The organism is Amphibacillus xylanus NBRC 15112 (assembly GCF_000307165.1).
Lineage (GTDB): Bacteria > Bacillota > Bacilli > Bacillales > Amphibacillaceae > Amphibacillus > Amphibacillus xylanus.
In genome coordinates, this window is record NC_018704.1 from 1,146,629 (window position 1) to 1,172,129 (window position 25,501).

A 25,501-nucleotide genomic window follows, 5' to 3' on the forward strand; every position below is an offset into this window, starting at 1 on the left:
AAGGAGCTGATATTATAACAGCTCCTTTATTTTTGAATAGTTGAAGAGAGGGAAGCCATATGATCACATCTGCATATATACACATTCCATTTTGTGAAAAGATCTGTCATTACTGTGATTTCACAAAGTTTTTCTATCAAGAAAAAATGGCTGATGAGTATTTGGCAGCACTCGCTAATGAAATTAATTTTTATTTAAGTGATAAAAAACATACTATGAGAACAATTTTTGTTGGTGGTGGTACACCTACTGCTTTAAATTTAGCTCAATTAGAGTACTTACTCCAAACCATTGATAAACACATGGATGTTCCGAATGTAGAAGAGTATACGTTTGAGGCCAATCCTGGTGATTTAAATGAGGATAAAATCAAATTGTTACGCATGTATGGTGTCAATCGGATATCGATGGGTGTACAATCTTTTGATAATCAATTACTTGAAGACTTAGGTCGTTTACATCGAGTAAAAGATGTTGAAGAAAATATTAATCATTTAATTAAACATGGTTTAACTAACATCAGTATCGACTTAATGTATGGATTGCCGAATCAGACGATAGAAATATTCAATGATTCAATTGAAAAAGCTCTGTCTTTTGATTTACCCCATTACTCAACATACTCACTGCAGATTGAACCTAAAACTGTTTTTTATCAACGACATCAGAAAGGTAAGCTTCATAAACCACCTGAAGAAGTTGAAGCAAGTATGTTTGAATTATTAATTGAGAAAATGAAACAGCATGGAAAGTTTCAATATGAAGTGAGCAATTTCGCTGAACCAGGTTATGAAAGTAAGCATAATTTAACATATTGGGACAATAACTACTATTATGGATTCGGTGCAGGAGCTAGTGGTTATTTACCAGGCAAACGACATATAAATCTCCGTCCATTTCCTGCATATGTTAAAGAAGCGAATGCATCTGGACAACCGATTTTGCATATCGATGAAGTCGGAAAGAAAGAACAAATCGAGGAAGAAATGTTTTTAGGCCTGCGCAAACGCACAGGAGTAAATAAGAACGCATTTAAACAAAAATATAATGTAACTATTGATCAAATTTATCAAGAGCAGATACATGACTTAATTGCACGTAATTGGCTAGAAGAAACTAGCGACTATGTTCGTATGACAGAAAAAGGGCAGTTATTTGGTAATGAAGTATTTCAACGTTTTTTACTTGATGATCAAGAATTTAATGATTTATTTAAATAATCATTATAATCGTGTTAGATTGGATTTTTTTCTTAAAATACAATGTATTATCGTTGACAATCATGGGCTGATTTGATAATTTAATAATAGAATTAGCACTCGAATGATAAGAGTGCTAACAGAGGTGATCATCTATGGTATTATCTGGTAGACAACTTTTGATATTACAGGTGATTATTGATGAGTTTATTCAAACAGCTCAACCAATAGGTTCACGAGCAATATCAAAAAAACCTGGCATTTCATATAGTCCTGCGACAATACGAAATGAAATGGCAGATTTAGAAGAAATGGGCTATCTTGAGAAGACACATTCTTCATCAGGACGCATTCCTTCTGAAAAAGGCTATCGATTTTATGTCGATCATATGCTATCTCCATTTCATATGTCAAAAGAAGAGCATGCACTTATTTCGACTGTTTTTGACCAAGAGTATGTTGATTTTGAACAGGTTGTCCAAAAATCCGGAGAAGTATTGTCTGACTTAACAAACTATACGTCAATTATTTTAGGACCTGAAGTTTTTGAAGCGAAGCTTAAGCAACTTCAAATCATTCAACTAACGAAGACATCAGCTGTAGCCATTTTAGTTACGAATAAAGGTCATGTTGAACATCGATCTTTTACAATTCCAGCAGAAATTAAAGCTTCAGACTTAGAGAAATTAGTTAATATCTTGAATGAGAAATTTTATAATGTGCCTATAATCGAGCTTCATAATAAAATTGAAGCAGAATTGAGTAGCATTTTAAATAGCTATATTGATAATGTGAGCCTTGCACTCAAATATTTACGCGGAGCACTATTTAGTCAACAACCAGATAACTATTATATGAGTGGTATGGCAAATATGCTGTTACAACCAGAATTTAATGATCTCGAAAAAATTCATTCAATTTACTCGATTATTGAGAGAGAAGATTTAATGATTAAATTACTTCGGGCTAAAGAACAAGGAATTAAAATTTCAATTGGTCAGGAAAATAAAATTGACGAAATGCAAGATTTAAGTTTGATTAAAGCGACATACTCATTATCCGGAGAACAATTAGGCACGATAGCACTATTGGGACCTAAGCGAATGGATTATTCACGAGTTGTATCATTAATTAGTCTGTTATCTCAACATATGTCAAAAACATTTACTGACTGGTAATTAAGAGAAGGATATAACGAGTCAAATCTTAGTCTACTTATCAGATTGGTTGAAAAAGACAACTGATTGCTTTATTATATGATTGGTTAAGTGAGAGTTGAGTCCATTCTCTCACTTAAATTTTGTGTAATATACTAGATAATAATTGGATTTAATCACATTAATATTTGGAAATAATGATTAATGATATTTTAATGAAATGTATGAGGTTAACTTGGGGGTGAATTCGATGGCAGAACTAAATAAAGAAGAAAATGTAGCTCAAGAAGATCAACTCGAAGAGACTTTGGAAAATCAAGAGTCTGCAGAAGTTGAGGAAGAACTAGTTGATGATCAACCTGAAGAAGATAAAGATGAATCTTTAGAAGCGAAATATCAACAACTTGAAGCTGAAAAAACTGAGCTATTTGAAAAATATTTACGATTACAAGCAGAATACGATAACTACCGAAAACGTACACAAAGAGAAAAAGCTGCTGACTTAACATATAAATCTCAGAAATTAGCCACTGAGTTGTTACCAGTAATTGATAACTTTGAGCGTGCGCTGCAAACGTCATCTGACGATGAGGCAGTTAAGAGCTTTTTTGAAGGTATGGAAATGATCTATCGAAACCTACTAACAGTTTTAGAGGCAGAGGGAATTGAAGTTATTCCGGCAGTAGGTGAAGCATTCGATCCAACAATGCATCAAGCTGTTATGCAAGTTCAAGATGATCAATACGATTCGAACATCGTAGTTGAAGAATTACAAAAAGGCTATCGCTTAAAAGACCGTGTCTTACGTCCAGCAATGGTAAAGGTTAATCAATAGCGATATTTAGTGAACTGAAGGAGGAATTTTAAATGGGTAAAATGATTGGAATTGACTTAGGAACAACAAACTCATGTGTTGCAGTAATGGAAGGTGGGGAACCGATTATTATCCCTAACCCAGAAGGAAATCGAACAACAGCATCAGTTGTTTCATTTAAAAATGGTGAAAGACAAGTTGGTGAAGTAGCCAAGCGTCAGGCAATAACGAACCCAAATACGATTCAATCTATTAAACGTCATATGGGGACTGATTATAAAGTAGAAATCGAAGGTAAAGAGTATACGCCACAAGAAATTTCTGCGATTCTACTACAATACATTAAGAGCTATGCGGAAGATTACTTAGGTGAAAAAGTTGATAAAGCAGTTGTAACTGTACCAGCATATTTCAATGATTCACAACGTCAAGCTACGAAAGACGCTGGAAGAATTGCTGGACTTGAAGTTGAACGTATCATTAACGAGCCAACTGCAGCTGCATTAGCATATGGTATTGATAAGGCTGACCAAGATCAAACTGTATTAGTGTATGACCTTGGTGGTGGAACGTTTGACGTTTCAATTCTAGATATTGGCGATGGTACTTTTGAAGTTGTCGCAACTGCTGGAGATAATAGTCTTGGTGGAGATGACTTTGACCAAGTCATTATCGATTATATGGTTGCTGAATTCCGTAAAGAAAATGGTATCGATCTTTCACAAGACAACATGGCATTACAACGATTAAAAGATGCTGCTGAAAAAGCTAAAAAGGATCTTTCAGGTATTGGGCAAACACAAATCTCATTACCATTTATTACAGCGGGTGAGGCTGGCCCACTACACTTAGAGATGACTCTAACAAGAGCTAAGTTTGAAGAACTTTCTGCAGAATTAGTAGAAAGAACGATGGGACCTACACGTCAAGCACTATCTGACGCAGGTTTGTCAGCATCAGAGATTGATAAAGTTATTTTAGTTGGTGGTTCAACACGTATTCCTGCAGTGCAAGAAGCGTTAAGAAAAGAAACAGGCCAAGAACCTTCAAGAGGTGTTAACCCTGATGAAGTTGTTGCATTAGGTGCTGCAATTCAAGGTGGAGTTTTACAAGGTGATGTAAAAGACGTTCTACTATTAGACGTTACACCACTTTCATTAGGAATTGAGACAATGGGCGGTGTTACGACAAAATTAATCGAGCGTAATACAACAATCCCAACAAGTCATTCACAAGTATTCTCTACTGCCGCTGATAATCAAACGGCTGTAGATATTCACGTCTTGCAAGGTGAACGTGAAATGGCTGCAGATAACAAAACTCTAGGCCGTTTCCAATTGACTGACATTCCACCAGCACCACGTGGCATTCCACAAATTGAAGTAACATTTGATATTGATGCAAACGGAATTGTAAATGTTCGTGCAAAAGACTTAGGTACGAATAAAGAACAGTCAATTACGATTAAATCTTCTTCTGGTTTAAGTGATGAAGAAGTTGAACAAATGATTAAAGATGCTGAAGAAAACGCAGAAGCAGATAAGAAACGTCGTGAAGAAATTGATCTTCGTAACGAAGCAGACCAACTTGTTTTCCAAACAGACAAATTACTTAAGGATCTAAAAGACCAAGTATCAGAAGATGAAAAGAAAAAAGCTGAAGCAGCTAAAGATGAATTGAAAAAAGCTCTAGAAGACGGAGAAATCGACGCAATTAAAGCGAAGAAAGAAGCTCTTGAGCAAGAAGTTCAAGCTTTATCAGTTAAACTTTATGAGCAAGCTCAACAAGCGCAACAAGCTCAGCAAGCAGCAGGTAATAATGCAGCTGATGATGTTGTTGATGCTGAATATGAAGAAGTTGACGACGAAAACGATAAATAATAACCTTTTTAAAAAGTCAAAGTCAGGTTTTACTTGGCTTTGACTTTTGTCCTTATATTAAATTACGTTGTTTAGTTGTGAATATTAATGATATGATTATTATTTGAAGTAGTGTAGAAAAAGAGATGGGAGTGATGGCTTTTATGAGTAAACGTGATTATTACGAAGTGCTAGGTTTAGAGCGTAATGCTACGGCAGAAGAAATTAAAAAGTCTTATCGCCGACTAGCCCGTAAATATCATCCAGACGTCAATAAAGAGCCAGATGCAGCTAATAAGTTTAAAGAAGTAAAAGAAGCCTATGAAGTATTAAGTGATGACCAAAAGAGAGCACAATATGATCGTTTCGGTCATGCAGGTGCGCAGAGTCAAGGTTTCGGTGGCTTTGGTGCTGATGACTTTGGTGGCTTTAGTGATATATTTGATATGTTCTTTGGTGGCGGTGGCAGAAGAGACCCGAATGCACCTAGACAAGGAAATGATCTCCAGTACACGATGACTTTAACTTTTGAAGAGGCTATCTTTGGTAAGGAAGCCGATATCTCAATTCCAAGTGATGAAAATTGTCACACATGTAAAGGTAACGGTGCAAAACCAGGTACGAAACCAGAAACGTGTAAAAACTGTCACGGCACAGGTCAGTTAAATATTGAACAAAATACTCCATTTGGCCGTGTAGTAAACAAGCGTGTTTGTCACTATTGTAGTGGTACAGGAAAAGAAATTAAAGAAAAATGCCCAACATGTCATGGCAAAGGAACTGTAAAGAAACAGAAGAAAATTCATATCAAAATCCCTGCTGGAATTGATGACGGTCAACAAATTAGAGTTGCTGGTAAAGGTGAAGCGGGTATTAATGGTGGTCCTCCAGGTGATTTATATGTTGTTGTTCAAGTTCGACAGCATGAATTTTTCCAACGAGATGGTGATGACATCTACTGTGATATGCCGATAACTTTTGCGCAAGCGGCATTAGGAGATGAAATAGAAGTCCCAACTGTCCATGGAAAAGTAAAATTAAAGATTCCTGCAGGTATTCAAACTGGAAAAACGTTTAGACTAAGAGGTAAAGGGGTACCTAACGTACGGGGTTATGGTCATGGTGATCAAAATGTTAGAATCCGCGTTGTTACACCTACGAATTTATCTGAACGTCAAAAAGAACTACTTAGAGAATTTAACGAATTGAGTGGCAATGATCCCGCTGACGAATCTGAAGAATCTTTTTTTAGTCGGGTAAAGCGTGCTTTTAAAAACGATTAAATTCAAGAAAATTTACCTAAGAAAAGAGTGATCAATTTGAAATGGTCTGAAATTTGTATTCATACAACAAATGAAGCAATTGAGCCTATCTCAAATATTTTACATGAAGCAGGAGCTAGTGGCGTTGTGATTGAAGATGCAGACGATTTTCATAGAGAACGATCCGTGGAGTTAGGTGAAGTGTATGAACTTGACCCTGCTGATTACATATCAGAGGGAGTTTATTTAAAAGCCTATTTACCAATGAATAGTTTTTTAGGAGAAGCAGTTGAGCAAATCAAACAAGCAATAAATCAGTTACTTGTTTATGATATTGATATCGGACATAACAAAATTACGCTTAGTGAAGTAAATGAAGAAGAATGGGCAACTGCTTGGAAGAAATATTATAAACCAATCCGCGTATCTGATCATATTACGATTACACCAACTTGGGAAGAATATCAACCTGAGTCTACTGATGAATTGGTGATCGAACTAGATCCAGGTATGGCATTTGGAACGGGTACTCATCCTACTACAATTTTATGTATTCAAGCAATTGAACAATATTTAAAATCGAATCAAACAGTAGTAGATGTTGGAACTGGTTCAGGTGTGCTTAGTATTACTGCAGCATTACTCGGTGCAGAACATGTCTATGCATATGATTTAGATGCTATTGCAGTAAAAGCAGCAGGGATAAATATTAAGCTAAATAAAACTGAATCTAAAATTACTGTGAAGCAGAATAATTTATTAGATAGAGTAACAGTCGAACCAGACCTTATAGTTGCAAATTTATTAGCGGAAATTATTATGAGGTTCGAAAAAGATGCCTTTGCTCTATTAAAACCAGGTGGGTTATTCATTACATCAGGTATTATTAAAGCAAAAGAAGATGATGTTAAAAATGCTTTAATTGATGCTGGATTTGAAATAGTAGAAACTAATTATATGAAAGATTGGGTACTAATTGTTGCGAAGAAACCAGCATAATTTATTGAGGTGAATATATTGCAACGATACTTTGTAGATAAAGAGTATTGGCTTGATGAACAAGTCGTCATCAAAGGTGATGATTATCACCATATTGTAAACGTAATGCGGATGAGGGTTGGGGATGAAGTTATTTGTAATCATCCAGATAAAGAAGCTTATCTTTGTTCAATTGATCGAATCGATCAACAAGCCATTTATTTAAATAAGATTAATCGCATGACAGATCAAGTGGAATTACCAGTTGACATTACACTGATTCAAGGCTTACCTAAAGGCGATAAGCTAGAATGGATCGTACAAAAGTCAACTGAGCTAGGCGTAAAGAAGATTATTCCACTCAATACTGCGCGATCTGTTGTTAAGTGGGATATAAAAAAACAAGCGAAAAAAATTGATCGACTTAAGAAAATTGCTAAAGAAGCTTCTGAGCAATCGCATCGAACTGACCAGCCAATTATTGAATCATTAATGACGATTAAACAACTATCAGCTCAAATAGAAGAATTTGACCATTTATTTGTTGCTTATGAAGAGACGACACGACAAATAAAAACGGATAAATTATATACTTATCTAGAAAATATTAAACCTGGTCAATCTGTTGCAATTGTTATCGGTCCTGAAGGTGGTTTAACAGAGGAAGAGATAGAGCAACTATACGCAGCACAATTTAAAGCAGTTCGACTTGGACCAAGAATCTTACGAACAGAAACAGCACCACTCTACTTTTTATCTGTTATGTCGTTACTTTTTGAAGAATCATAAAGACTATCATCGATCAACTATGATTGTAGCGCTATTAATCTATCAATGAATTAAGGTTAGGATCGTGTAAAGTATCTTGATTACAGGATGATTTAACTTAAAGTTAAAGTTGACCTATAAAATTCATTATATTATAATGTCATAGAGACAAAGCTACTATTTAGATTGTCTTTTAAATTGTTGATGCTCCGGAGGGAGGGAAAATAGCATGTCAAATACTACTCGCGTTCGTAAAAACGAGTCGCTTGAAGATGCTCTTCGTCGGTTTAAACGTAATGTATCTAAGTCAGGTACATTATCAGAATATCGTAAGCGTGAATATTATGAAAAACCAAGTGTTAGACGTAAAAAGAAATCTGAAGCAGCTAGAAAGCGTAAGTAATTAAGCATAAGAAATTAGTGTTTTCTTATTTAAGAGGGTGTAGAAAAGGAAATGTCATTAGTAGAATCTTTGAATCAAGATATGAAATTAGCTATGCGTAATAAAGAAAAGCAAAAGCTGAGTATGATACGTATGGTAAAAGCTTCGTTACAAAATGAAGCAATTAAGCTTGGTAAAGAAGAGTTATCTCAAGACGAAGAATTAACTGTTTTAGCTCGTGAACTTAAGCAGCTAAAAGATTCCCTCCAAGAATTTAAACAAGCTGAACGTACTGACCTGGTAGAAAAAACCGAACAAAATATCGAGTTTTTACAAGTCTATATGCCTAAACAGCTTTCAAGTGAAGAGCTTGAGCAAATTGTTGTTGAAACCATTAAAGAAGTGGATGCAACAACAAAACAAGATATAGGTAAAGTGATGAGTGTGCTTATGCCAAAAGTAAAAGGCAAAGCAGATGGAGCAAAGGTTAATCAACTCGTGCTCAAACATTTATCATAAGATTAGAAAACTTATAAAAATGAAAATCCCCTTATCATTTAATAAATGAAAGGGGATTTTTTGCCATGTTCATGATATAATTAAATAGACAAGTCATATTTTTACCAATTGAGAAATTGATATAAGGAGGTGGTGTGATGCGGCGTTCGATTACGCAACTTTTTCTAATTTTTGTACTATTTCTAAGTTTCATAAATATCAATTATAGTACTGTGCAAGCAGATGGAGCTGGGAAATTGGTACATGTCATCCCAATTGAAAAAGAGGTTGAACGAGGCTTAGAAGCATTTCTAAAGCGTACATTACACGAAGCAGAGGAAGCAAATGTTGACCATATTATTTTTGAAATTAACACACCTGGTGGTCGAGTAGATGCGGCTAACAATATTGGCGAAATCATTCAAAGTGTTAGCATTCCTAAAACGGCGTACATAAGAAGTCAAGCATTGTCTGCTGGATCATATATTGCATTATTTGCAGATCATATTTATATGAATCCACAAGCAACTCTTGGTGCAAGTGGAATCATTACAAGTGATGGCAATGAAGCTGATGAAAAGGCTCAATCCTATTGGCGAGAAGCAATGGGAAGTGCGGCTGAAGCAAAAGGTAGAGACCGATTATTTGCTGAGGCAATGGCGGATAAAGATATTGATTTACCAGAATATAATGCCCCTGCAGGTAAATATTTAACACTTGGACCAACTGCAGCACTAGAGGTAGGCTATTCAGAAGGTACTGTTAATCATCGTACAGAATTATTAGAAGAATTAGGCCTATCAGATGCTGAGATTGTGGAAGTTAAAATTACTCCAGCTGAAGAGTTTGCCCGCTTTCTAACCAATTCTGTCGTAGTATCGATTTTGTTAACGCTAGCTGGCTTGGGGTTAATCGTTGAATTATATACGCCAGGTTTTGGTGTTGCTGGATCGGTTGGAATTGTGTCATTAATTTTGTTTTTCTACGGCCACCTTGTTGCTGGTTTTGCCGGTTATGAAGTACTAGTTTTATTCGCACTCGGTATCGGTTTAATTATACTAGAATTTTTTGTGCCAGGTGGGATTATAGGTGGACTAGGTGCATTGAGTATTTTAGTAGCACTTTATTTGTCCGTACCGAACATTGTACATTTAAGTTATAGTATCTTAATTGCACTGCTTATTACGATTGGTGTTGCAGTCTTATTATATAGGCGAATTGGTCTGGAAAAAGGTTTATTTAGACATATCATTTTAAGTGATAAAGCAACAGCTGAACAAGGCTATACAGCTGTAGAAGAACGAACAGATTTAATTGGTAAAATTGGCACTGCCATCACACCACTAAGACCATCAGGTACAGTTGTGGTTGATGATGAAAGAATAGATGTTGTAACAGAAGGTGGTTTTATCCATCAGCAATCATTAGTTAAAATTATCTCTGTTACTGGTGCAAGAGTAGTCGTAAGTGAGATGAAAAATAAGGAGGAGAGTTAATGTTGGGTCAAACTACAAATGATTTACAATTTTTATTACCAATGATCATAATTGGTTTAATCGTGATCGCGATTATCGTCATTTTAACGTTTATCCCTGTTGCACTTTGGATTAGTGCATTAGCTGCAGGTGTAAGGGTTGGGATTTTCACACTAATTGGAATGCGATTACGTCGCGTAGTGCCTAGTCGAGTGATTAATCCATTGATTAAAGCACATAAAGCAGGGGTAGATGTCACGACAAACCAGTTAGAAAGTCACTACTTAGCAGGTGGTAATGTCGATCGAGTCGTTAACGCTCTAATTGCAGCTCAGCGTGCAAATATTAATTTAAGCTTTGAACGTGGTGCAGCAATTGATTTAGCTGGTCGAGATGTATTAGAAGCAGTTCAGATGAGTGTTAATCCTAAAGTTATTGAGACACCATTTATTTCAGGTATAGCGATTGATGGTATTGAAGTAAAAGCCAAAGCAAGAATTACGGTTAGAGCTAATATTGATCGCTTAGTTGGTGGGGCTGGTGAAGAAACGATTATTGCCCGTGTAGGTGAGGGTGTCGTTAGTACAATTGGTAGCTCAGAATCACATAAGAAAGTTCTAGAAAACCCTGATTCAATCTCTCATAACGTGTTAAACAGAGGTTTAGATTCAGGTACTGCATTTGAAATTCTGTCAATTGATATTGCAGATGTTGACATTGGTAAGAACATCGGTGCGATTTTACAAACTGACCAAGCCGAAGCAGATAAAAATATTGCTCAAGCTAAAGCTGAAGAGCGTCGTGCAATGGCTGTCGCTCAAGAGCAAGAAATGGTTGCGAAGGTTGAAGAAATGCGTGCCAAAGTTGTTGAAGCTGAAGCTGAAGTTCCATTAGCGCTTGCAGAAGCATTACGTACAGGTAATATGGGTGTCATGGATTATATGAACTATAAAAATATAAATGCTGACACTGTTATGCGCGACTCTATCGGAAAGATATCTGACGACTCCGATCAAGAATAAACTTTGATTCAGAAAGGAGTGTCAATATGGAAGATTTGATTATTGCTGTATTGACATTTGCCTTCGTTATCGGTAGCTCTGTGCTTAAGTCAAAAAATGAAAAAAATAAGCAGGAAACAAATAAAAGCGCTCAACATAAACCAAAATCAATACCCGAGATTAAATACCAAACGAATCAGCCGGTTTCACAACCAAAGCTAGAACGGTTTGAGCGATTTGAAGGTAACAATTGGCAAAGTGAAGATCAACAGCAAAACCCATTTGAAAAATTACGTAAAGATTTAAATATCTCAATTGATTCGACAATTAGCGGTATAAATAATGATGACACACCTAAGTATGAGAATTTAGAAAATCGTCTAGTTTCTGCGTCACGAAATAAGGCTATCCCTAAAGAAAATTTAGGCTTAGATAAATACATGACAAAGAAGAATTTAGCAAGAAGCTTTGTGATGGCAGAAATATTAGGTCAACCATTAGCTAAACGTCCGTATCATATGCGCAATAGGTAAAACTATTTATCAAAATAAATCTAACTGCACGATAATTGTAAAAGTAACATCAACAATTATCGTGCAGTTTTTTTGTCTAAACGACATATAGTTAATCAATATTTTTAATCATGAATAGTTCTGATTATCGGCTTAAGATCATATCTTGAAAAGTGAGGGAGGCGATTCCGTGCGGAAATTACGATCAATTTTCGATAAAATGAAAAAAACAAATGCTAGTATGCTAATTACATCCCATTTGGAATTGCCACGGATTACGATGATTGGTGATATCCACGTATATATTGAAAATCATCATGGAATCGTTAGATTTACTTCAACTGAGATAGTTCTTAACATTTCAAATGGTCAGTTAGTCATAAAAGGACGAGGATTAGTAATCAAGATGCTCCTTACTGCTGAAATGTTAGTTGAAGGTAAAATCACTTCACTAGAAATGAATCATAGAACTGATAAAAATGGAGTGGAATCATGAAACAGTTAAAACCATTATGGTTCAAAGGATACGTGACAATTAAAGTAATGGGACATTATCCAGAGCGTTTTTTTGATTTATGTGCTCGTCGTAATATTCCGGTCTGGTCAATTAGAAAACAGTCTGAACTTGAATGTCTGGCAGATGTTTACGTGGATGATATTCATAAGCTTAGAAAGATTCGTCGCCAGACACATTACAAATTATCGTTTGTTCGTAAAAAAGGAATGCCTTTTTTCATAAAACGGTTAAAAAATTTTCATCAACTATTAATAAGTTTATTCATAGCTTGCTTAGTATTTCTCTATTTAACACAATCAATATTATTTATCCAAATCGAAGGTGTTCCGACTGAAATGGAAAAACAACTTTTAACGAGTCTGAACAATTATGGCATCAAAAAAGGAAAGCTAAAGCTTTTAATGGACAAGCCAGATCAAATTCAATCTAAGATTTTGACTGACTATCCTAATATCCTTTGGGTTGGTATTACGCCTAATGGAGTCAATTATCAGCTCGAAGTCATCACAAAGAAGCAACCAGAGGTTAAAGAGAGACAACAAAGAACGCATATCTATGCTAAAAAAGATGGAGTCATTAGTGAAATGTTTGTTGCTAAAGGAAGACCATTAGTTGAAGTCAATGATTTTGTTAAAAAGGGACAACTTCTAGTGACAGGTCAGCTAAATCATTTAAATCAAAATGATGAAGATGATAATACTGAGAATCAAGATGAACAATTAATCGAGGTTGAGGCAGAAATTTATGCAACGACCTGGTATGAGACAAAGTTAGAAGTCGCTTTAGAAGGAAACTATCACATTGAAACAGGTGAATTTAAAAATAAATATTATCTTCAATTCGGTTCATTTAAAATGCCTATTTGGGGTTTTGGTTCAACAAACTTTGAACAGGAAAAGATTGAGCTCGATCAGCATACACTTACTGTCTTTGATTGGACAATACCGATAGCATTTCTAAGTCAAACCCATAAAGAAGTAGAAATTATAAATCAAGAACGATCTGTAGAACAAGCAGTAGAAATAGGCTTACAACAAGCTCGTCAGAATTTACTTCGAAATTTAGACCAAACGAGTTCAATAATTAACGAAAAAATTTTGCATCAATCTTTTGAGAATGGTAAAGTAAACTTACACGTATACTTCACAGTTAAAGAAAATATCGTGAATACAATCGAGACTATTCAAGGAGATTAATGTATGTCAGATGAATTACAACGAATTGATTTAACAATTTCTGATCCAGCAGAAGCAATGAGTTTATTCGGAACAAATGATGCTCATTTAAAACAACTTGAAGCAAAACTTGATATTTCAATCGTTACACGAGGACAAGAAATTATGGTCCAAGGAAATTCTGAAAAACGCCTACTCGTAACTGATGTGCTTAATGCACTATTAACGGTAATTAGACGTGGATTATCAATTTCTGAAAGAGACGTCATTTATGCTGTTGAATTGGCGAAGCAAGGGAAAGTTGATCAATTTTATAGTTTATTTGATCAAACAATTATGCGAAATGCACTAGGACGAGCTATTCGTGTGAAGACATTAGGGCAACGTGAATATGTTAAAGAAATTAAAAATAACGATTTAGTATTTGGTATCGGTCCAGCCGGGACTGGAAAAACATATTTAGCCGTTGTAATGGCTGTTAGCGCATTAAAATCCGGAGATATTAAGAAAATTATTTTAACCAGACCTGCAGTAGAGGCTGGTGAGAGTTTGGGTTTCTTACCAGGTGACCTTAAAGAAAAGGTAGATCCCTATTTAAGACCGCTGTACGACGCTTTACACGACGTATTAGGCTATGAACATACAACACGCTTGATTGAACGTGAAACGATCGAAATTGCACCTCTTGCCTATATGCGTGGTCGTACGCTAGATGATGCGTTTGTTATTCTAGATGAGGCTCAAAATACCACACCAGAGCAAATGAAGATGTTTTTAACCCGTTTAGGTTTCGGTTCTAAAATGGTTATTACGGGTGATTTAACTCAAGTAGATTTACCAAATCGAACTGTCTCTGGTTTGAAAACAGTTCAGCAAATCCTAGCCGATATAAAAGGGATTTCTTTTGTTTATCTAAAACAACAAGACGTTGTTCGTCACCCAGTTGTGCAGAAAATCATTGCTGCATATGAATCAAAGGATATGTAAGCTTATAAAAACAAGATTATTAAATGATCACGCTCAATTAATAAACTAAGTGAGGTTATATTTAATAACTTAAAGTGTAAATGACTTACGCAGGTGAAATATGTTTATTTTCCTCGGGTAGCGCCACAGTAAACTAAGTCAAGTAATGATCTCTTGCCTTAGCAGAACTTCGGTAATTGCCATCCCGTAAGGTTAACACATATTTCACCTGCTCTTTTTGTCCAACAATTATGATCGGAATCGCTTACTAAATGAGTCAGGATTTATTAGTACAATTAATACTTGATCGTAAAAATATACACAACCATATCCTTAGTGAATAATTAGCTCTCGTTGCTTAATATTGAAATAATTTCTAATGATCTAGATAAATTTTAGTTGATTCTGTGATAAACTATAAGTAAATAGTTTTTAAGGAGTTCCTTAACGATGAAAAATATAATCAATCAATTTAAAAAAATAAATAGACCACTTCAAGTCATAATTACTTTATTAATCATTGGCATTACTATTTTCCTTTCGACGTTAACGAATGTCTATACAGAAACTTATGAAATTGAAAGGTATAGCATTTCAAACGATACGATCCAATCGCCGATAAGTATTGAAGATACGAGAGAAACGGAACGTAGAAAGCGAGAGGCACTAAATGCTGTTGAAGATCGCTATCTAATTTCACCAGAGGTTGCAGAGGAAAGAATTAAATATATTAATGAACTATTTGAAGTTATTGAAACAGTTAATCAACCGCCGAAAACTGTTGAACAAGAAGATGATCAAACAGAACAAGATGATCAATTATCAACTAACAGTGTAATTAAAAATGATCCTGCTCCGCCTGGAAAAACAACAGCAGATAAGATAATAGAGTTTAAGCAGTTAGCAAGCCAAGAACTAGTAGAGAATTTGACAGATGAGGCTCTCACCCTTTTAATCACTGCTAGTGACAGAGAAAAGGGAATTGCGTATGAACTACTAACTACAACTCTAAATGAAATCTTCAATGAAGGGATAAAGCAAGAAAATTTGGATGATGCTAAGGCACAACTAGCTCAACGTTTTCAATATTCATCACTTAATAACGAATTGAAAAACAGTTTAGTAAGTGTAGGTGAATTTGCCTTAGTTGAAAATTCATTCTTTTCATTAGAGGATACATTAGAAGCGGAAAGTCAAGCCATCAATAATGTAGAGCCGGCCATGATTCGTGCTGGTGAGATAATCGTACGAGAAGGGCAAACGATTACAAATGAAATTTATGATAAATTAGAATTAGTTGGTTTATTAAATAGTGACCGCAATTTATTCCCGGTAATCGGACTTGTTGTTTTTGTCATTTTATTATTATCATTAATCTGCTATGGTTTAATCGCTTATTTGGATAAACAGCACCTACAATTCAACCACTTATTTACACTTGTTATTATTTCAGTCGTGACAATTGGCTTAATGAAAGGTGTTAGTTTGTTTAGTGTCGATGCTAATAAGCTATTTTTACTGATGCCGATTGCAACTGGAGCAATATTGATTAAAATTTTATTTAGAGAACGTTTAGCCATTTTATTTTCTATTGTTTTTTCAGTTGTTGGTACGATCATATTTAACGAACAAATACCCGGTTCGTTAAATTTAGAGGTTGGTATGTACTTCTTAGCTGCACAATTATGTAGTATCGCTACATTGATTGCGATAAAAGATCGGATTGCAATATTTAAAACAGTTGCGATTTCTGGTATTGTAAACGTGTTGGTAATCTTAAGTTTTGTTTTTCTATCTTATGATAGTTATCAGTTATCAGATATACTTAAGTTTGTCATATTTGCTTACGTTTCAGCCTTAATTTCAGGTATTGTAGCTATTGGAGCATTACCATTTTTTGAAACCGTACTTAAATTATTATCTGATACGAAATTATTAACATTAGCAAATCCAAATCACCCATTATTAAGAAAAATTCTTACAGAAGCACCAGGAACATATCATCATAGTGTAATGGTAGCAAACTTAAGTGAAGCAGCGTGTGAAGCAATAGGTGCAAATGGATTACTAGCTCGAGTAGCGTCATATTATCATGATTTAGGTAAAACGAAGCGACCACATTATTTTATCGAAAATCAAATGGGAATGGATAACCCGCATAATTTTATTGATCCATGGCAAAGTGCTGAAATTATTATTGCTCATCCATACGATGGAGCTAAGATATTAAAAGAGCATAAAATGCCGAAAGAGATTATTGATATTGCTCAACAACATCATGGTACGTCGCTATTAAAATATTTTTATTACAAAGAGAAAGAAATAAATAAAGATGTTTCTGAATCTTTATATCGCTATCCAGGACCACTACCGCAAACAAAGGAATCAGCCATCGTTTCATTATGTGATCCGATTGAAGCAGCTGTTCGATCAATGGAACAGCCAACAAAAGAGAAAATTGATCAATTAATTAATAATATTATTAAAGATCGTTTGCAAGACGGCCAGTTAGATGACAGTCATTTAACTTTTAAAGAACTAACGAAAATTAAACAAACGATAAGTGAAACATTGACAGGTATATATCATACTAGAATTCAATATCCAAAAGAGTCAAAGGAGGCATAGTAAAATGAATATAGAGTTTATTGATGAAACAAATTTAATTGATGAAAGTTATATAAAGCTTATTCAAGATCTCATTATTTTTGCCGCAAAAGAAGAAGGCGTTAGTCCGGATGCTGAAATGTCTATTTCATTTGTAAATAACGACACGATCCAAGAGTTAAACCGTAATTATCGAGGTATTGATAAACCGACAGATGTCATCTCATTTGCATTACAAGATTCAGTTGAAGGGGAGATCGAAATTAAAGGTGATCAATTACCACCACTAAACCTTGGTGACATCGTTATTTCCGTGGATAAAGCCGAAGAACAAGCCGAAGAATATGAGCATAGCTTGGAAAGAGAATATGGATTTTTAGCTTTACATGGATTTTTACACTTACTCGGCTATGATCATATTGAATATGATCAAGAACAGGAAATGTTTAAAAAACAAGAGGATATTTTAAATGCGTTTGGGCTTCCGAGAAAATAAAAAAAAACGTGTTGGGTTTAGCTACGCGATTAACGGTTTGAAAATTGCATTTAAAAATGAGATTAATATTAGAATTCACTTTACGATTGCTTTACTTGTTATAATCGGTGGTTTTATTTTTTCTATATCATTACTTGAGTGGGTACTTTTAATTTTAATGATTGGCTTTGTGATTACCGCAGAACTTATTAACACAGCGGTAGAAACAATGTTGGATCATTTAGCGCCTAACTGGCATCCAGTCGTAGGATCGATTAAAGATTTAACTGCTAGCGCTGTGTTGGTAAGCAGTATCGTTGCTTTTATTGTCGGGATCATTATTTTCATCCCAAAGTTTATTGAATGGTTTACTTTATAAATATGGAGGCTAGAACATGCATCAAGAAACATACAAATCAGGTTTTATCACAATTATCGGACGACCAAACGTTGGGAAATCAACTTTTTTAAATCGTGTTATTGGAGAAAAGATTGCCATAATGAGTGATAAAGCACAGACAACACGAAATACAATCCAAGGTGTTTATACTGATGATGAAGCACAAATTGTTTTTATCGACACACCTGGTATTCATAAACCGAAACATAAACTCGGTGACTTCATGGTGAAAATTGCAACAAATACATTAAATGAAGTTGACGCTATTTTATTTATGATCAATGCGAAAGAAGGCTATGGTCGAGGTGATCAATTTATTATTGACCGTTTGGAAGAAGTCAATAAGCCAGTCTATTTAATCATTAACAAAATTGATCAGATTCATCCTGATCAGCTATTCGATTTAATTGTCGAGTATAAAGATAAATATGACTTTAAAGAGATTGTACCGATTTCTGCATTAGAGGGTAATAATGTTGACCATTTATTATCATTATTGAAAGAACAATTGAATGAAGGTCCTAAATTTTATCCTGATGATCAAATTACTGATCACCCAGAGCGATTCATTATTAGTGAATTTATTCGAGAAAAAGCGCTTCAATTAACTAAAGAAGAAATCCCTCATTCGTTAGCTGTTGTCATTGATAAAATTGAGCGTCAAGAAGGAGAAAAAGTCCAAATTCATGCTTCAATTATTGTTGAAAGACCCTCCCAAAAAGGGATAATTATCGGTAAACAAGGCTCTATGCTAAAACAAATTGGTATGAGATCAAGAAAGGATATTGAACGCTTGCTGGGTTCAAAAGTATATCTAAACTTGTGGGTTAAAGTACAGAAAAATTGGCGTAACCGAGCTCATTATTTACACGAATTTGGCTATAATGAAGACAATTATTAAGGGGCAAATTGAAATATTCATGGTAATAATTTATCAACATTGATTGATAAACATTGGTCATTCTAAGTATGTAGATATTTTAACTAAAAGGAGGAAGGTGGGGCTACAATGCATAATTTACCTTGGATCGTTTTTAGTAAAACTGGAAATATCGAAACATATCTACTGATGAAGGACTATGATGTTGAAGTCAGTGAAGAATTAATTATAAATGAAGAAACAAATTCAGATCAAACAGAACCTGTTGATTAAAGGATGGATAGAAAATTGCTAGAAAAGGTAGAGGGTGTTATTATCCGGACTCAAAACTATGGGGAAACACATCTTATTGCAACACTTTTAACTGATAAGCTTGGAAAAATAGGTGTACTTGCACGAGGAGCTAAAAAGCCGAGAAGTAGAATGGCAGCTGTCACACAGTTGTTTATTCATGGTGAATATCTTGTGCGGTTAGGAAGAGGTTTGAGTATTTTAGAGCAAGGTGATGTTGTTAATTCACATCGGAAAATAAGAGAAGATATTTTTTTAACAGCATATGCTAGTTATTTAGCGGAATTAACAAATGTTTTAGTTGATGAAAAGCAACCTAATTATTATGTATACCAACAGTTATTATTAACTTTACAAGGAATCACTGATTTTAAAGATCCGTTAGTATTAACACTGATGTATGAAATGAAATTATATAATGTTGCCGGGTTTGCACCGACCATAGATCGATGTCAAAATTGCCAACGAACAGATCAAATTAATGCATTTTCTATTAAAGAAGCAGGAGTACTTTGTCAAAGGTGTTTGGCTATTGATCCAAATCATCGTCCTATTAATCAAACGCAATATAAATTATTAAAATTATTTTCTGAAATCGATATGAATAGGGTTGCTAATATTAATGTTAAAGCTGAGAATAAAGAAGTCATTCGTCAAATTCTTGAGCAGTATTACGAAACATACGGTGGCTTAACACTAAAATCAAGGAAATTTTTAAAACAGATTCATTTATTGAAGTGAAAAAGGGAAAATATCAGTCAACGATTATTATTATTGATAGTTAACGTTATTATTTTTTAAAAAATTAAATAGATCCATTGCGTATTCATAGTAATTCTATGTTTGCTAGATAAAGAGAGGAAATTTAGTATGAAGAAAAAGCAAAAAAAATTGTTTATTACTATTATCGTTTTTCTTTTATTTTTTAATTTGATTCCAGTTTCACATGCTGTAGAAGCAACATTTGATGTAGTTATTAAAGGAGGAACGATTTATAATCCTTCAACAGACCACGAGTTACATAATTATAATATTGGAATTAATGAATCAAAAATTGAGCGAATAACTCAAGAGGATTTATCCGGAATTACAGAAATAGATGCAAGTGGCCTTGTAATATCACCAGGCTTTATTGATTTAGTATCTTATGATCCCAATCATGTTGGAATTGAATTTAAAGTTTTTGACGGTGTTACTAGTAATTTAGCCATGCATGGCGGTACAGAAGATGCCGAAACTTGGTATTCAAACTGGGCAAAACAAGGTGTCATCACAAATTTCGGTGCTTCAAGTTTTGTTACTAGACTTCGATGGCCAATTGTTGGAGCTGGAATTGATACGGAAATGGTTAACGAATCAGATATTGAGAGATTAGTAGAGGAAACAAGAAAAAATATTGAAAATGGTGCTCTAGGTATATCTTTTAGTTTTGAATATGTACCAGGAGTAAAACATGAAGTTAAACCATTATTAGAGTTAGCTGCCGAGTATGACGTTCCTACTTTTTATCACTTGAGATATTCTGATGAAGAAAAGGGTTTAGAAGGTATTCAAGAAGTAATCGATTACGGAAATGAAACGGGTGCTAGTATACATATCATGCATATTAATAGTACTGGTGGAACTTTCGTAATGGATCAAGCCCTAGATATGGTTAAAAACGCAAAAAAAAGCGGTTTAGATATTACAACTGATTTTTATCCGTATGATTTTTGGGCAACTTATATTAACTCTGCTAGATTTAGACCAGGTTGGCAAGAACGATTCAAAATCACTTACGAAGATCTACAAATTGGTGCAACTGATATAAGAATTACAAAAGATACTTTTGACGAATATAGAAAACAGCACTTATTAGTAGCCGCTCATGGATCAATGCCTATGAATGAATTGTATATGCTTTTGAAAGATCCAGATACAATGATTGGAAGTGATACAATCATTGAGCCGAGTCATAATAATCATCCTCGAGGAGCGGGTGCTTATAGTAGACTTTTTGGACGATATGTTAGAGAAGAACAAGTTTTAAGTATGATGGATGCAATCAAAAAAACATCATACTTTCCAGCAAAAAGAATGGAAAGTGCTGCGCCAGCGATGCATTATAAAGGACGAATTGAAGTGGGTGCTGATGCTGATATTACTATATTTAATCCGGAAACAATTATTGATAAGGCCACTGTAGAGTTTCCTGGCACTCACTCGGTAGGAGTAGAATATGTTTTAGTTAATGGTGTTGTTGTTAAAAATAAAGACGGCTTAGTCAACGTTGAGAAACCAGGTAAGCCAATTCGGTCATATTTTGTTGAAGAAATAGCGCACCTTAAGCCGGAAGATTTTCATCTAACAGTTGATGAAACATCAGTAATAATTGAAAATGTGTATCAATTAAAAGATGATATGTATTTACCATTAGCGCTATTTGAACAATTAGATTTGCCGGTACAAAGTTTTAAAAACGGTGTTATTGATATTGATGAAACAATTAATTTAACGGTGGGAAGTAACAACGCTATTTTCGATGGAGAAGAATTTATTTTATCAGGTGAACCGATTTTATATAAGGAAGCTGTCTATATGCCAATGCATAGTGTAGAGCAAATATTGGCTACTAAATACAATGTAGATACTCATGACGATGGTCTTTCACTTTCAACAATAGAGTCATCCGAACAAGTTAATGATTACGAAGATGCAGATGGCGAATTAGATGAAGCTTCTGATAGTGTTACTGATGAAATCGTTGAATCTTCAACTGATCAAAACAGTAGTAATGGATATTACTTGTTAATTCTAGTGTTATTACTTGTAGTATTAGGCCTAAGTATCATATTTTGGTTAAGGTTAAAGAAAACAAAGAACTAGTTAAATCATTAACTGAAAGTAACGAGACGAGCAATCTAAACTGAATGCATGTGCAGTTATCCTGCAAATGTTAGCTATGTCATTTTTAAAATTTAAAGTGACTCGTCTCTTTTAACAAAAATTAAGCGATGCTTTAATATCGTTAGAGAATTGACAAAGCTTACAAAATTAACTATAATTTTATTATATGTGATGAAAGAGAAGATTTGATCTAATTTGTTATTTTAGCGAATCTGGGACGGTGAGAGCCAGAGATAACAATTGATTGAAGGGCGCTCTGGAACATTTACTTTAAAAGTGACTAAAGATAATATCTTTAGTAAATAGGGTGGAACCGCGGAAATCCCGTCCCTATGTCTTAATTTATAAGGCATAGAGACGGGATTTTCTCATTAATTATTTTTAAAATTGAGTGTTAAAATTGGAGGAAAAAAATCATGCATATTCAAGAGATGATTATAACATTGCAAAAGTTTTGGAGTGACCAAGGGTGTCTATTAATGCAAGCATACGATACTGAAAAAGGTGCAGGAACGATGTCACCAATGACGTTATTGCGTAGTTTAGGACCAGAGCCATGGAATGTTGCTTACGTGGAACCTTCAAGACGTCCTAATGATGGACGATATGGTGATAATCCAAACCGTCTCTATCAGCACCATCAGTTTCAAGTAGTAATGAAACCTTCACCAGACGAGATTCAAGAACTTTATCTCGAATCGCTAAAAGCATTAAATATCGATCCGTTAAAACATGATATTCGTTTTGTTGAAGACAACTGGGAAAACCCAACACTTGGTGCTGCAGGATTAGGCTGGGAAGTATGGTTAGATGGTATGGAAATTACCCAGTTCACATATTTCCAACAAATTGGTGGTTTAGAGGCAAGCCCTGTTTCTGTAGAAATAACTTATGGAATTGAACGACTCGCATCTTATATTCAAGACAAAGAAAATGTCTTTGATTTAACTTGGACAGAAGGTGTAACTGTAAGAGATATCTTTTATCAACCTGAATATGAACATTCTAGATATACTTTTGAAGAGTCGAATACTGAGATGCTCTTTAATTTATTTAATCAGTATCAACAAGAAGCTCAACAATTAATGGAGAAAGGTTTAGTTTTTCCAGCTTATGACTATGTATTAAAATGCTCACACACATTTAACTTACTTGATGCAAAAGGTGTGATCTCAGTAACTGAAAGAACAGGTTACATTGGAAGAGTGCGAGATTTAGCACGGGAAATTGCAAAGTTATATGTTCAGGAAAGAGAGAAGTTAGGCTTTCCAATGTTGAAAGAGGAAGGTGATTCACATGTCAACAACTAATGTATTATTTGAAGTTGGCTTAGAAGAAATGCCAGCAAGATATATAATCGAAACAGAAAAACAATTAAAAAATCGAACAATCGAATGGTTAGAGGATAATCGATTGACTTATGGCACGCTGAAAACATTTATTACACCACGACGTTTTGCTATTCAAATTATTGATTTAATTGGTAAGCAACCAGATTTAGAAGTAGAAGTAAGAGGTCCAGCTAAAAAAATTGCCCATGATGAAGCTGGTAACTGGTCAAAAGCAGCAATTGGTTTTACTAAAGGTCAAGGTGTATCTGTCGATGATATTTATTTTCAAGATGTTAAAGGAACTGAATATATCTTTGTTAAAAAGTTTACTCCTGGAAAACACGTAAATGACATTTTGCCAACATTTAAAGATGTTATTTTATCAATGAACTTTCCTAAAAATATGCGCTGGGGAACGAGCAAATTAAGATATATTCGCCCGATTAAATGGCTTATTGCTTTACAGAATGATCAGATCATTGATTTTGAGATTGAAGGCGTGAAGACAGGTAACGTAACTGTTGGACATCGATTCTTAGGTGGGAAAGTTACAATTAACGATCCTTTAAACTATGAATCCATTTTACGTGAGCAATTTGTTATTGCAGATCGAAACAATCGTCAAGCAGATATTTTATCTCAGCTTAATGAATTAGCTGATCATAACAATTGGCAAATAGATCTCGATAATGATTTAGTTGAAGAGGTCACTGATTTAGTTGAATTTCCAACAATTTTCTACGGTACATTTAGTGAAGATTATTTAACTGTTCCTGAAGAAGTATTAATTACGTCAATGAAAGTACATCAGCGTTATTTCCCTGTTCGTAATCATGATGGAAAATTACTCCCGTTCTTTATTGGTGTGAGAAATGGAAATAAAGATTTTATCGAGAATGTCGCTAGAGGAAATGAGAAAGTATTAAATGCACGTTTAGCTGACGGTTTATTTTTCTATGAGGAAGATCAAAAGAAATCTATCGAAGAAAATAATGAAAAATTAACGAAAATTATTTTCCAACAGCAATTAGGCACAGTTGCAGAGAAAGTAAAGCGCGTAACTGCTAATGCTGTTGCAATTGCAGACCAACTTGGATTATCGAATAGTGAAATCAATCAAGTGGAACGCGCTGCAACAATTAGTAAATTTGATTTAGTATCACAAATGGTAGATGAGTTCCCTGAATTACAAGGTGTAATGGGTGAAAAATACGCCTTAATTTTTGGTGAAGATCCAGAAGTTGCAAAAGCAATTAATGAACAATATATGCCACGTCATGCGAATGATCAATTGCCGAATTCAACGATAGGTTCAATCTTAAGTATTGCCGATAAAATTGATACAATCGTTGGTTGTATTGGAATTGGCCTTATTCCAACGGGCTCACAAGATCCATACGCATTAAGACGTCAAGCAATGGGCATTATCCAAATTCTTGAACAACAGAATTGGCTAATTAATTTTGAAACGATTGTAGATATTGCATTAGATCAATTTAAACAAGGATTAATTGACTTAGATCAACACGATCAAGTTAGAGCATCAGTGATGGACTTTATTCAAGGACGAATTAGTTATTTAGTTAAAGAAGAAAACGTATCGCATGACATTATTAAAGCAGTCACTCATCAACAAATTGGAGTGATTTCACATCTGTTAAATAAAGCCAAGCTTTTGGAAAGAAAACGTCAAGATGAGTCTTTTAAACAAAGTCAAGAGGCACTAGGTAGGGTTGTGAATATCGCTAAGCTTGAATTAGATTATCAAGTAACTGATGAACTATTTGAAAATAATAGTGAGCAAGCATTGTATTCAGCGTTTAACGAAATTAAGTCTAGCTATGAATCGAAGGTAAACGAAGGGCTATTTGAAGATGCACTACAACTATTAGAACAATTAGCACCAAAAATCGAACAATTCTTTGATCAGACGCTTGTGATGGTTGATGATGAGGCAGTTAAAAATAACCGAATTGCATTGTTAAATGGCATTGCTCGTTTAATTAATCAATTAGCTAATTTTAAAGATATTGAGTGGAAGCAGCATTTTTAGACTAGAGGTGAGATG

At 34.5% G+C, this 25,501-nt stretch carries 24 protein-coding genes and 1 other annotated feature; all 24 genes read left to right on the top strand.

Going from position 1 to position 25,501, the window contains the following annotated elements; genetic code table 11:
• Nucleotides 1-59 precede the first annotated feature (59 nt).
• Complete coding sequence (gene hemW, locus AXY_RS05650) at nt 60-1,220, top strand: radical SAM family heme chaperone HemW (protein WP_015009834.1); 1,161 nt, start codon at nt 60-62, stop codon at nt 1,218-1,220.
• Between the two features lie 134 nt (nt 1,221-1,354).
• Nucleotides 1,355-2,377: a heat-inducible transcriptional repressor HrcA gene (gene hrcA / locus AXY_RS05655; RefSeq protein WP_015009835.1), complete on the top strand. Its 1,023-nt coding sequence runs from the start codon at nt 1,355-1,357 to the stop codon at nt 2,375-2,377.
• Nucleotides 2,378-2,606: 229 nt separating this feature from the next.
• Nucleotides 2,607-3,191, top strand: coding sequence for a nucleotide exchange factor GrpE (grpE, locus tag AXY_RS05660; protein WP_015009836.1), 585 nt, complete (start codon nt 2,607-2,609; stop codon nt 3,189-3,191).
• A gap of 32 nt (nt 3,192-3,223) precedes the next feature.
• Complete coding sequence (gene dnaK / locus AXY_RS05665) at nt 3,224-5,050, top strand: molecular chaperone DnaK (RefSeq protein WP_015009837.1); 1,827 nt, start codon at nt 3,224-3,226, stop codon at nt 5,048-5,050.
• A 143-nt stretch (nt 5,051-5,193) separates the two neighbouring features.
• A complete protein-coding gene (dnaJ, locus tag AXY_RS05670; RefSeq protein WP_015009838.1) occupies nt 5,194-6,312 on the top strand; it encodes a molecular chaperone DnaJ in 1,119 nt (372 codons plus the stop codon).
• A gap of 36 nt (nt 6,313-6,348) precedes the next feature.
• Nucleotides 6,349-7,290 carry a 50S ribosomal protein L11 methyltransferase gene (prmA, locus tag AXY_RS05675; protein WP_015009839.1) on the top strand — a complete coding sequence of 314 codons (942 nt, stop codon included), beginning with the start codon at nt 6,349-6,351 and terminating at the stop codon, nt 7,288-7,290.
• 9 nt (nt 7,291-7,299) lie between these two features.
• Nucleotides 7,300-8,058: a 16S rRNA (uracil(1498)-N(3))-methyltransferase gene (locus AXY_RS05680; protein ID WP_407919032.1), complete on the top strand. Its 759-nt coding sequence runs from the start codon at nt 7,300-7,302 to the stop codon at nt 8,056-8,058.
• A gap of 208 nt (nt 8,059-8,266) precedes the next feature.
• On the top strand, nt 8,267-8,440 hold the full coding sequence (gene rpsU, locus AXY_RS05685; protein WP_015009841.1) for a 30S ribosomal protein S21: 174 nt from the start codon (nt 8,267-8,269) through the stop codon (nt 8,438-8,440).
• 51 nt (nt 8,441-8,491) lie between these two features.
• On the top strand, nt 8,492-8,938 hold the full coding sequence (locus tag AXY_RS05690) for a GatB/YqeY domain-containing protein (protein ID WP_015009842.1): 447 nt from the start codon (nt 8,492-8,494) through the stop codon (nt 8,936-8,938).
• Nucleotides 8,939-9,075: 137 nt separating this feature from the next.
• A complete protein-coding gene (locus AXY_RS05695) occupies nt 9,076-10,413 on the top strand; it encodes an NfeD family protein (RefSeq protein WP_041450115.1) in 1,338 nt (445 codons plus the stop codon).
• A gap of 41 nt (nt 10,414-10,454) precedes the next feature.
• Nucleotides 10,455-11,414 (top strand): flotillin-like protein FloA, encoded by a 960-nt coding sequence (floA, locus tag AXY_RS05700; RefSeq protein ID WP_407919037.1) that lies wholly within the window; start codon nt 10,455-10,457, stop codon nt 11,412-11,414.
• 26 nt (nt 11,415-11,440) lie between these two features.
• Nucleotides 11,441-11,926 (top strand): hypothetical protein, encoded by a 486-nt coding sequence (locus AXY_RS05705; RefSeq protein ID WP_015009845.1) that lies wholly within the window; start codon nt 11,441-11,443, stop codon nt 11,924-11,926.
• A gap of 169 nt (nt 11,927-12,095) precedes the next feature.
• Entirely contained in the window at nt 12,096-12,401 is a 306-nt protein-coding gene (locus AXY_RS05710) for a YabP/YqfC family sporulation protein (RefSeq protein ID WP_015009846.1), read from the top strand.
• Nucleotides 12,398-13,618 carry a sporulation protein YqfD gene (gene yqfD, locus AXY_RS05715; RefSeq protein ID WP_015009847.1) on the top strand — a complete coding sequence of 407 codons (1,221 nt, stop codon included), beginning with the start codon at nt 12,398-12,400 and terminating at the stop codon, nt 13,616-13,618. The genes AXY_RS05710 and yqfD overlap by 4 nt, the downstream gene beginning before the upstream one ends.
• Nucleotides 13,619-13,621: 3 nt before the next feature.
• Nucleotides 13,622-14,584, top strand: coding sequence for a PhoH family protein (locus AXY_RS05720; protein WP_015009848.1), 963 nt, complete (start codon nt 13,622-13,624; stop codon nt 14,582-14,584).
• A gap of 429 nt (nt 14,585-15,013) precedes the next feature.
• Complete coding sequence (locus tag AXY_RS05725; RefSeq protein ID WP_015009849.1) at nt 15,014-17,191, top strand: HD family phosphohydrolase; 2,178 nt, start codon at nt 15,014-15,016, stop codon at nt 17,189-17,191.
• Nucleotides 17,192-17,195: 4 nt separating this feature from the next.
• Entirely contained in the window at nt 17,196-17,666 is a 471-nt protein-coding gene (gene ybeY / locus AXY_RS05730; protein ID WP_015009850.1) for an rRNA maturation RNase YbeY, read from the top strand.
• Nucleotides 17,641-18,024: a diacylglycerol kinase family protein gene (locus AXY_RS05735; RefSeq protein ID WP_015009851.1), complete on the top strand. Its 384-nt coding sequence runs from the start codon at nt 17,641-17,643 to the stop codon at nt 18,022-18,024. The genes ybeY and AXY_RS05735 overlap by 26 nt, the downstream gene beginning before the upstream one ends.
• A 16-nt stretch (nt 18,025-18,040) precedes the next feature.
• The gene (gene era, locus AXY_RS05740) at nt 18,041-18,946 is read left to right on the top strand and encodes a GTPase Era (RefSeq protein ID WP_015009852.1); all 906 of its coding nucleotides are present in this window, start codon (nt 18,041-18,043) and stop codon (nt 18,944-18,946) included.
• A 108-nt stretch (nt 18,947-19,054) separates the two neighbouring features.
• Nucleotides 19,055-19,198 carry a YqzL family protein gene (locus AXY_RS12565; RefSeq protein ID WP_081585435.1) on the top strand — a complete coding sequence of 48 codons (144 nt, stop codon included), beginning with the start codon at nt 19,055-19,057 and terminating at the stop codon, nt 19,196-19,198.
• 15 nt (nt 19,199-19,213) lie between these two features.
• A complete protein-coding gene (recO, locus tag AXY_RS05745; RefSeq protein ID WP_015009853.1) occupies nt 19,214-19,957 on the top strand; it encodes a DNA repair protein RecO in 744 nt (247 codons plus the stop codon).
• 129 nt (nt 19,958-20,086) lie between these two features.
• Nucleotides 20,087-22,081, top strand: a complete 1,995-nt coding sequence (locus AXY_RS05750) for an amidohydrolase family protein (protein WP_015009854.1) — start codon at nt 20,087-20,089, stop codon at nt 22,079-22,081.
• A 183-nt stretch (nt 22,082-22,264) separates the two neighbouring features.
• Nucleotides 22,265-22,437 (top strand) — a binding site (T-box leader).
• Between the two features lie 81 nt (nt 22,438-22,518).
• Nucleotides 22,519-23,412, top strand: coding sequence for a glycine--tRNA ligase subunit alpha (gene glyQ / locus AXY_RS05755; RefSeq protein WP_015009855.1), 894 nt, complete (start codon nt 22,519-22,521; stop codon nt 23,410-23,412).
• On the top strand, nt 23,399-25,486 hold the full coding sequence (gene glyS / locus AXY_RS05760; protein ID WP_015009856.1) for a glycine--tRNA ligase subunit beta: 2,088 nt from the start codon (nt 23,399-23,401) through the stop codon (nt 25,484-25,486). The genes glyQ and glyS overlap by 14 nt, the downstream gene beginning before the upstream one ends.
• Nucleotides 25,487-25,501 lie beyond the last annotated feature (15 nt).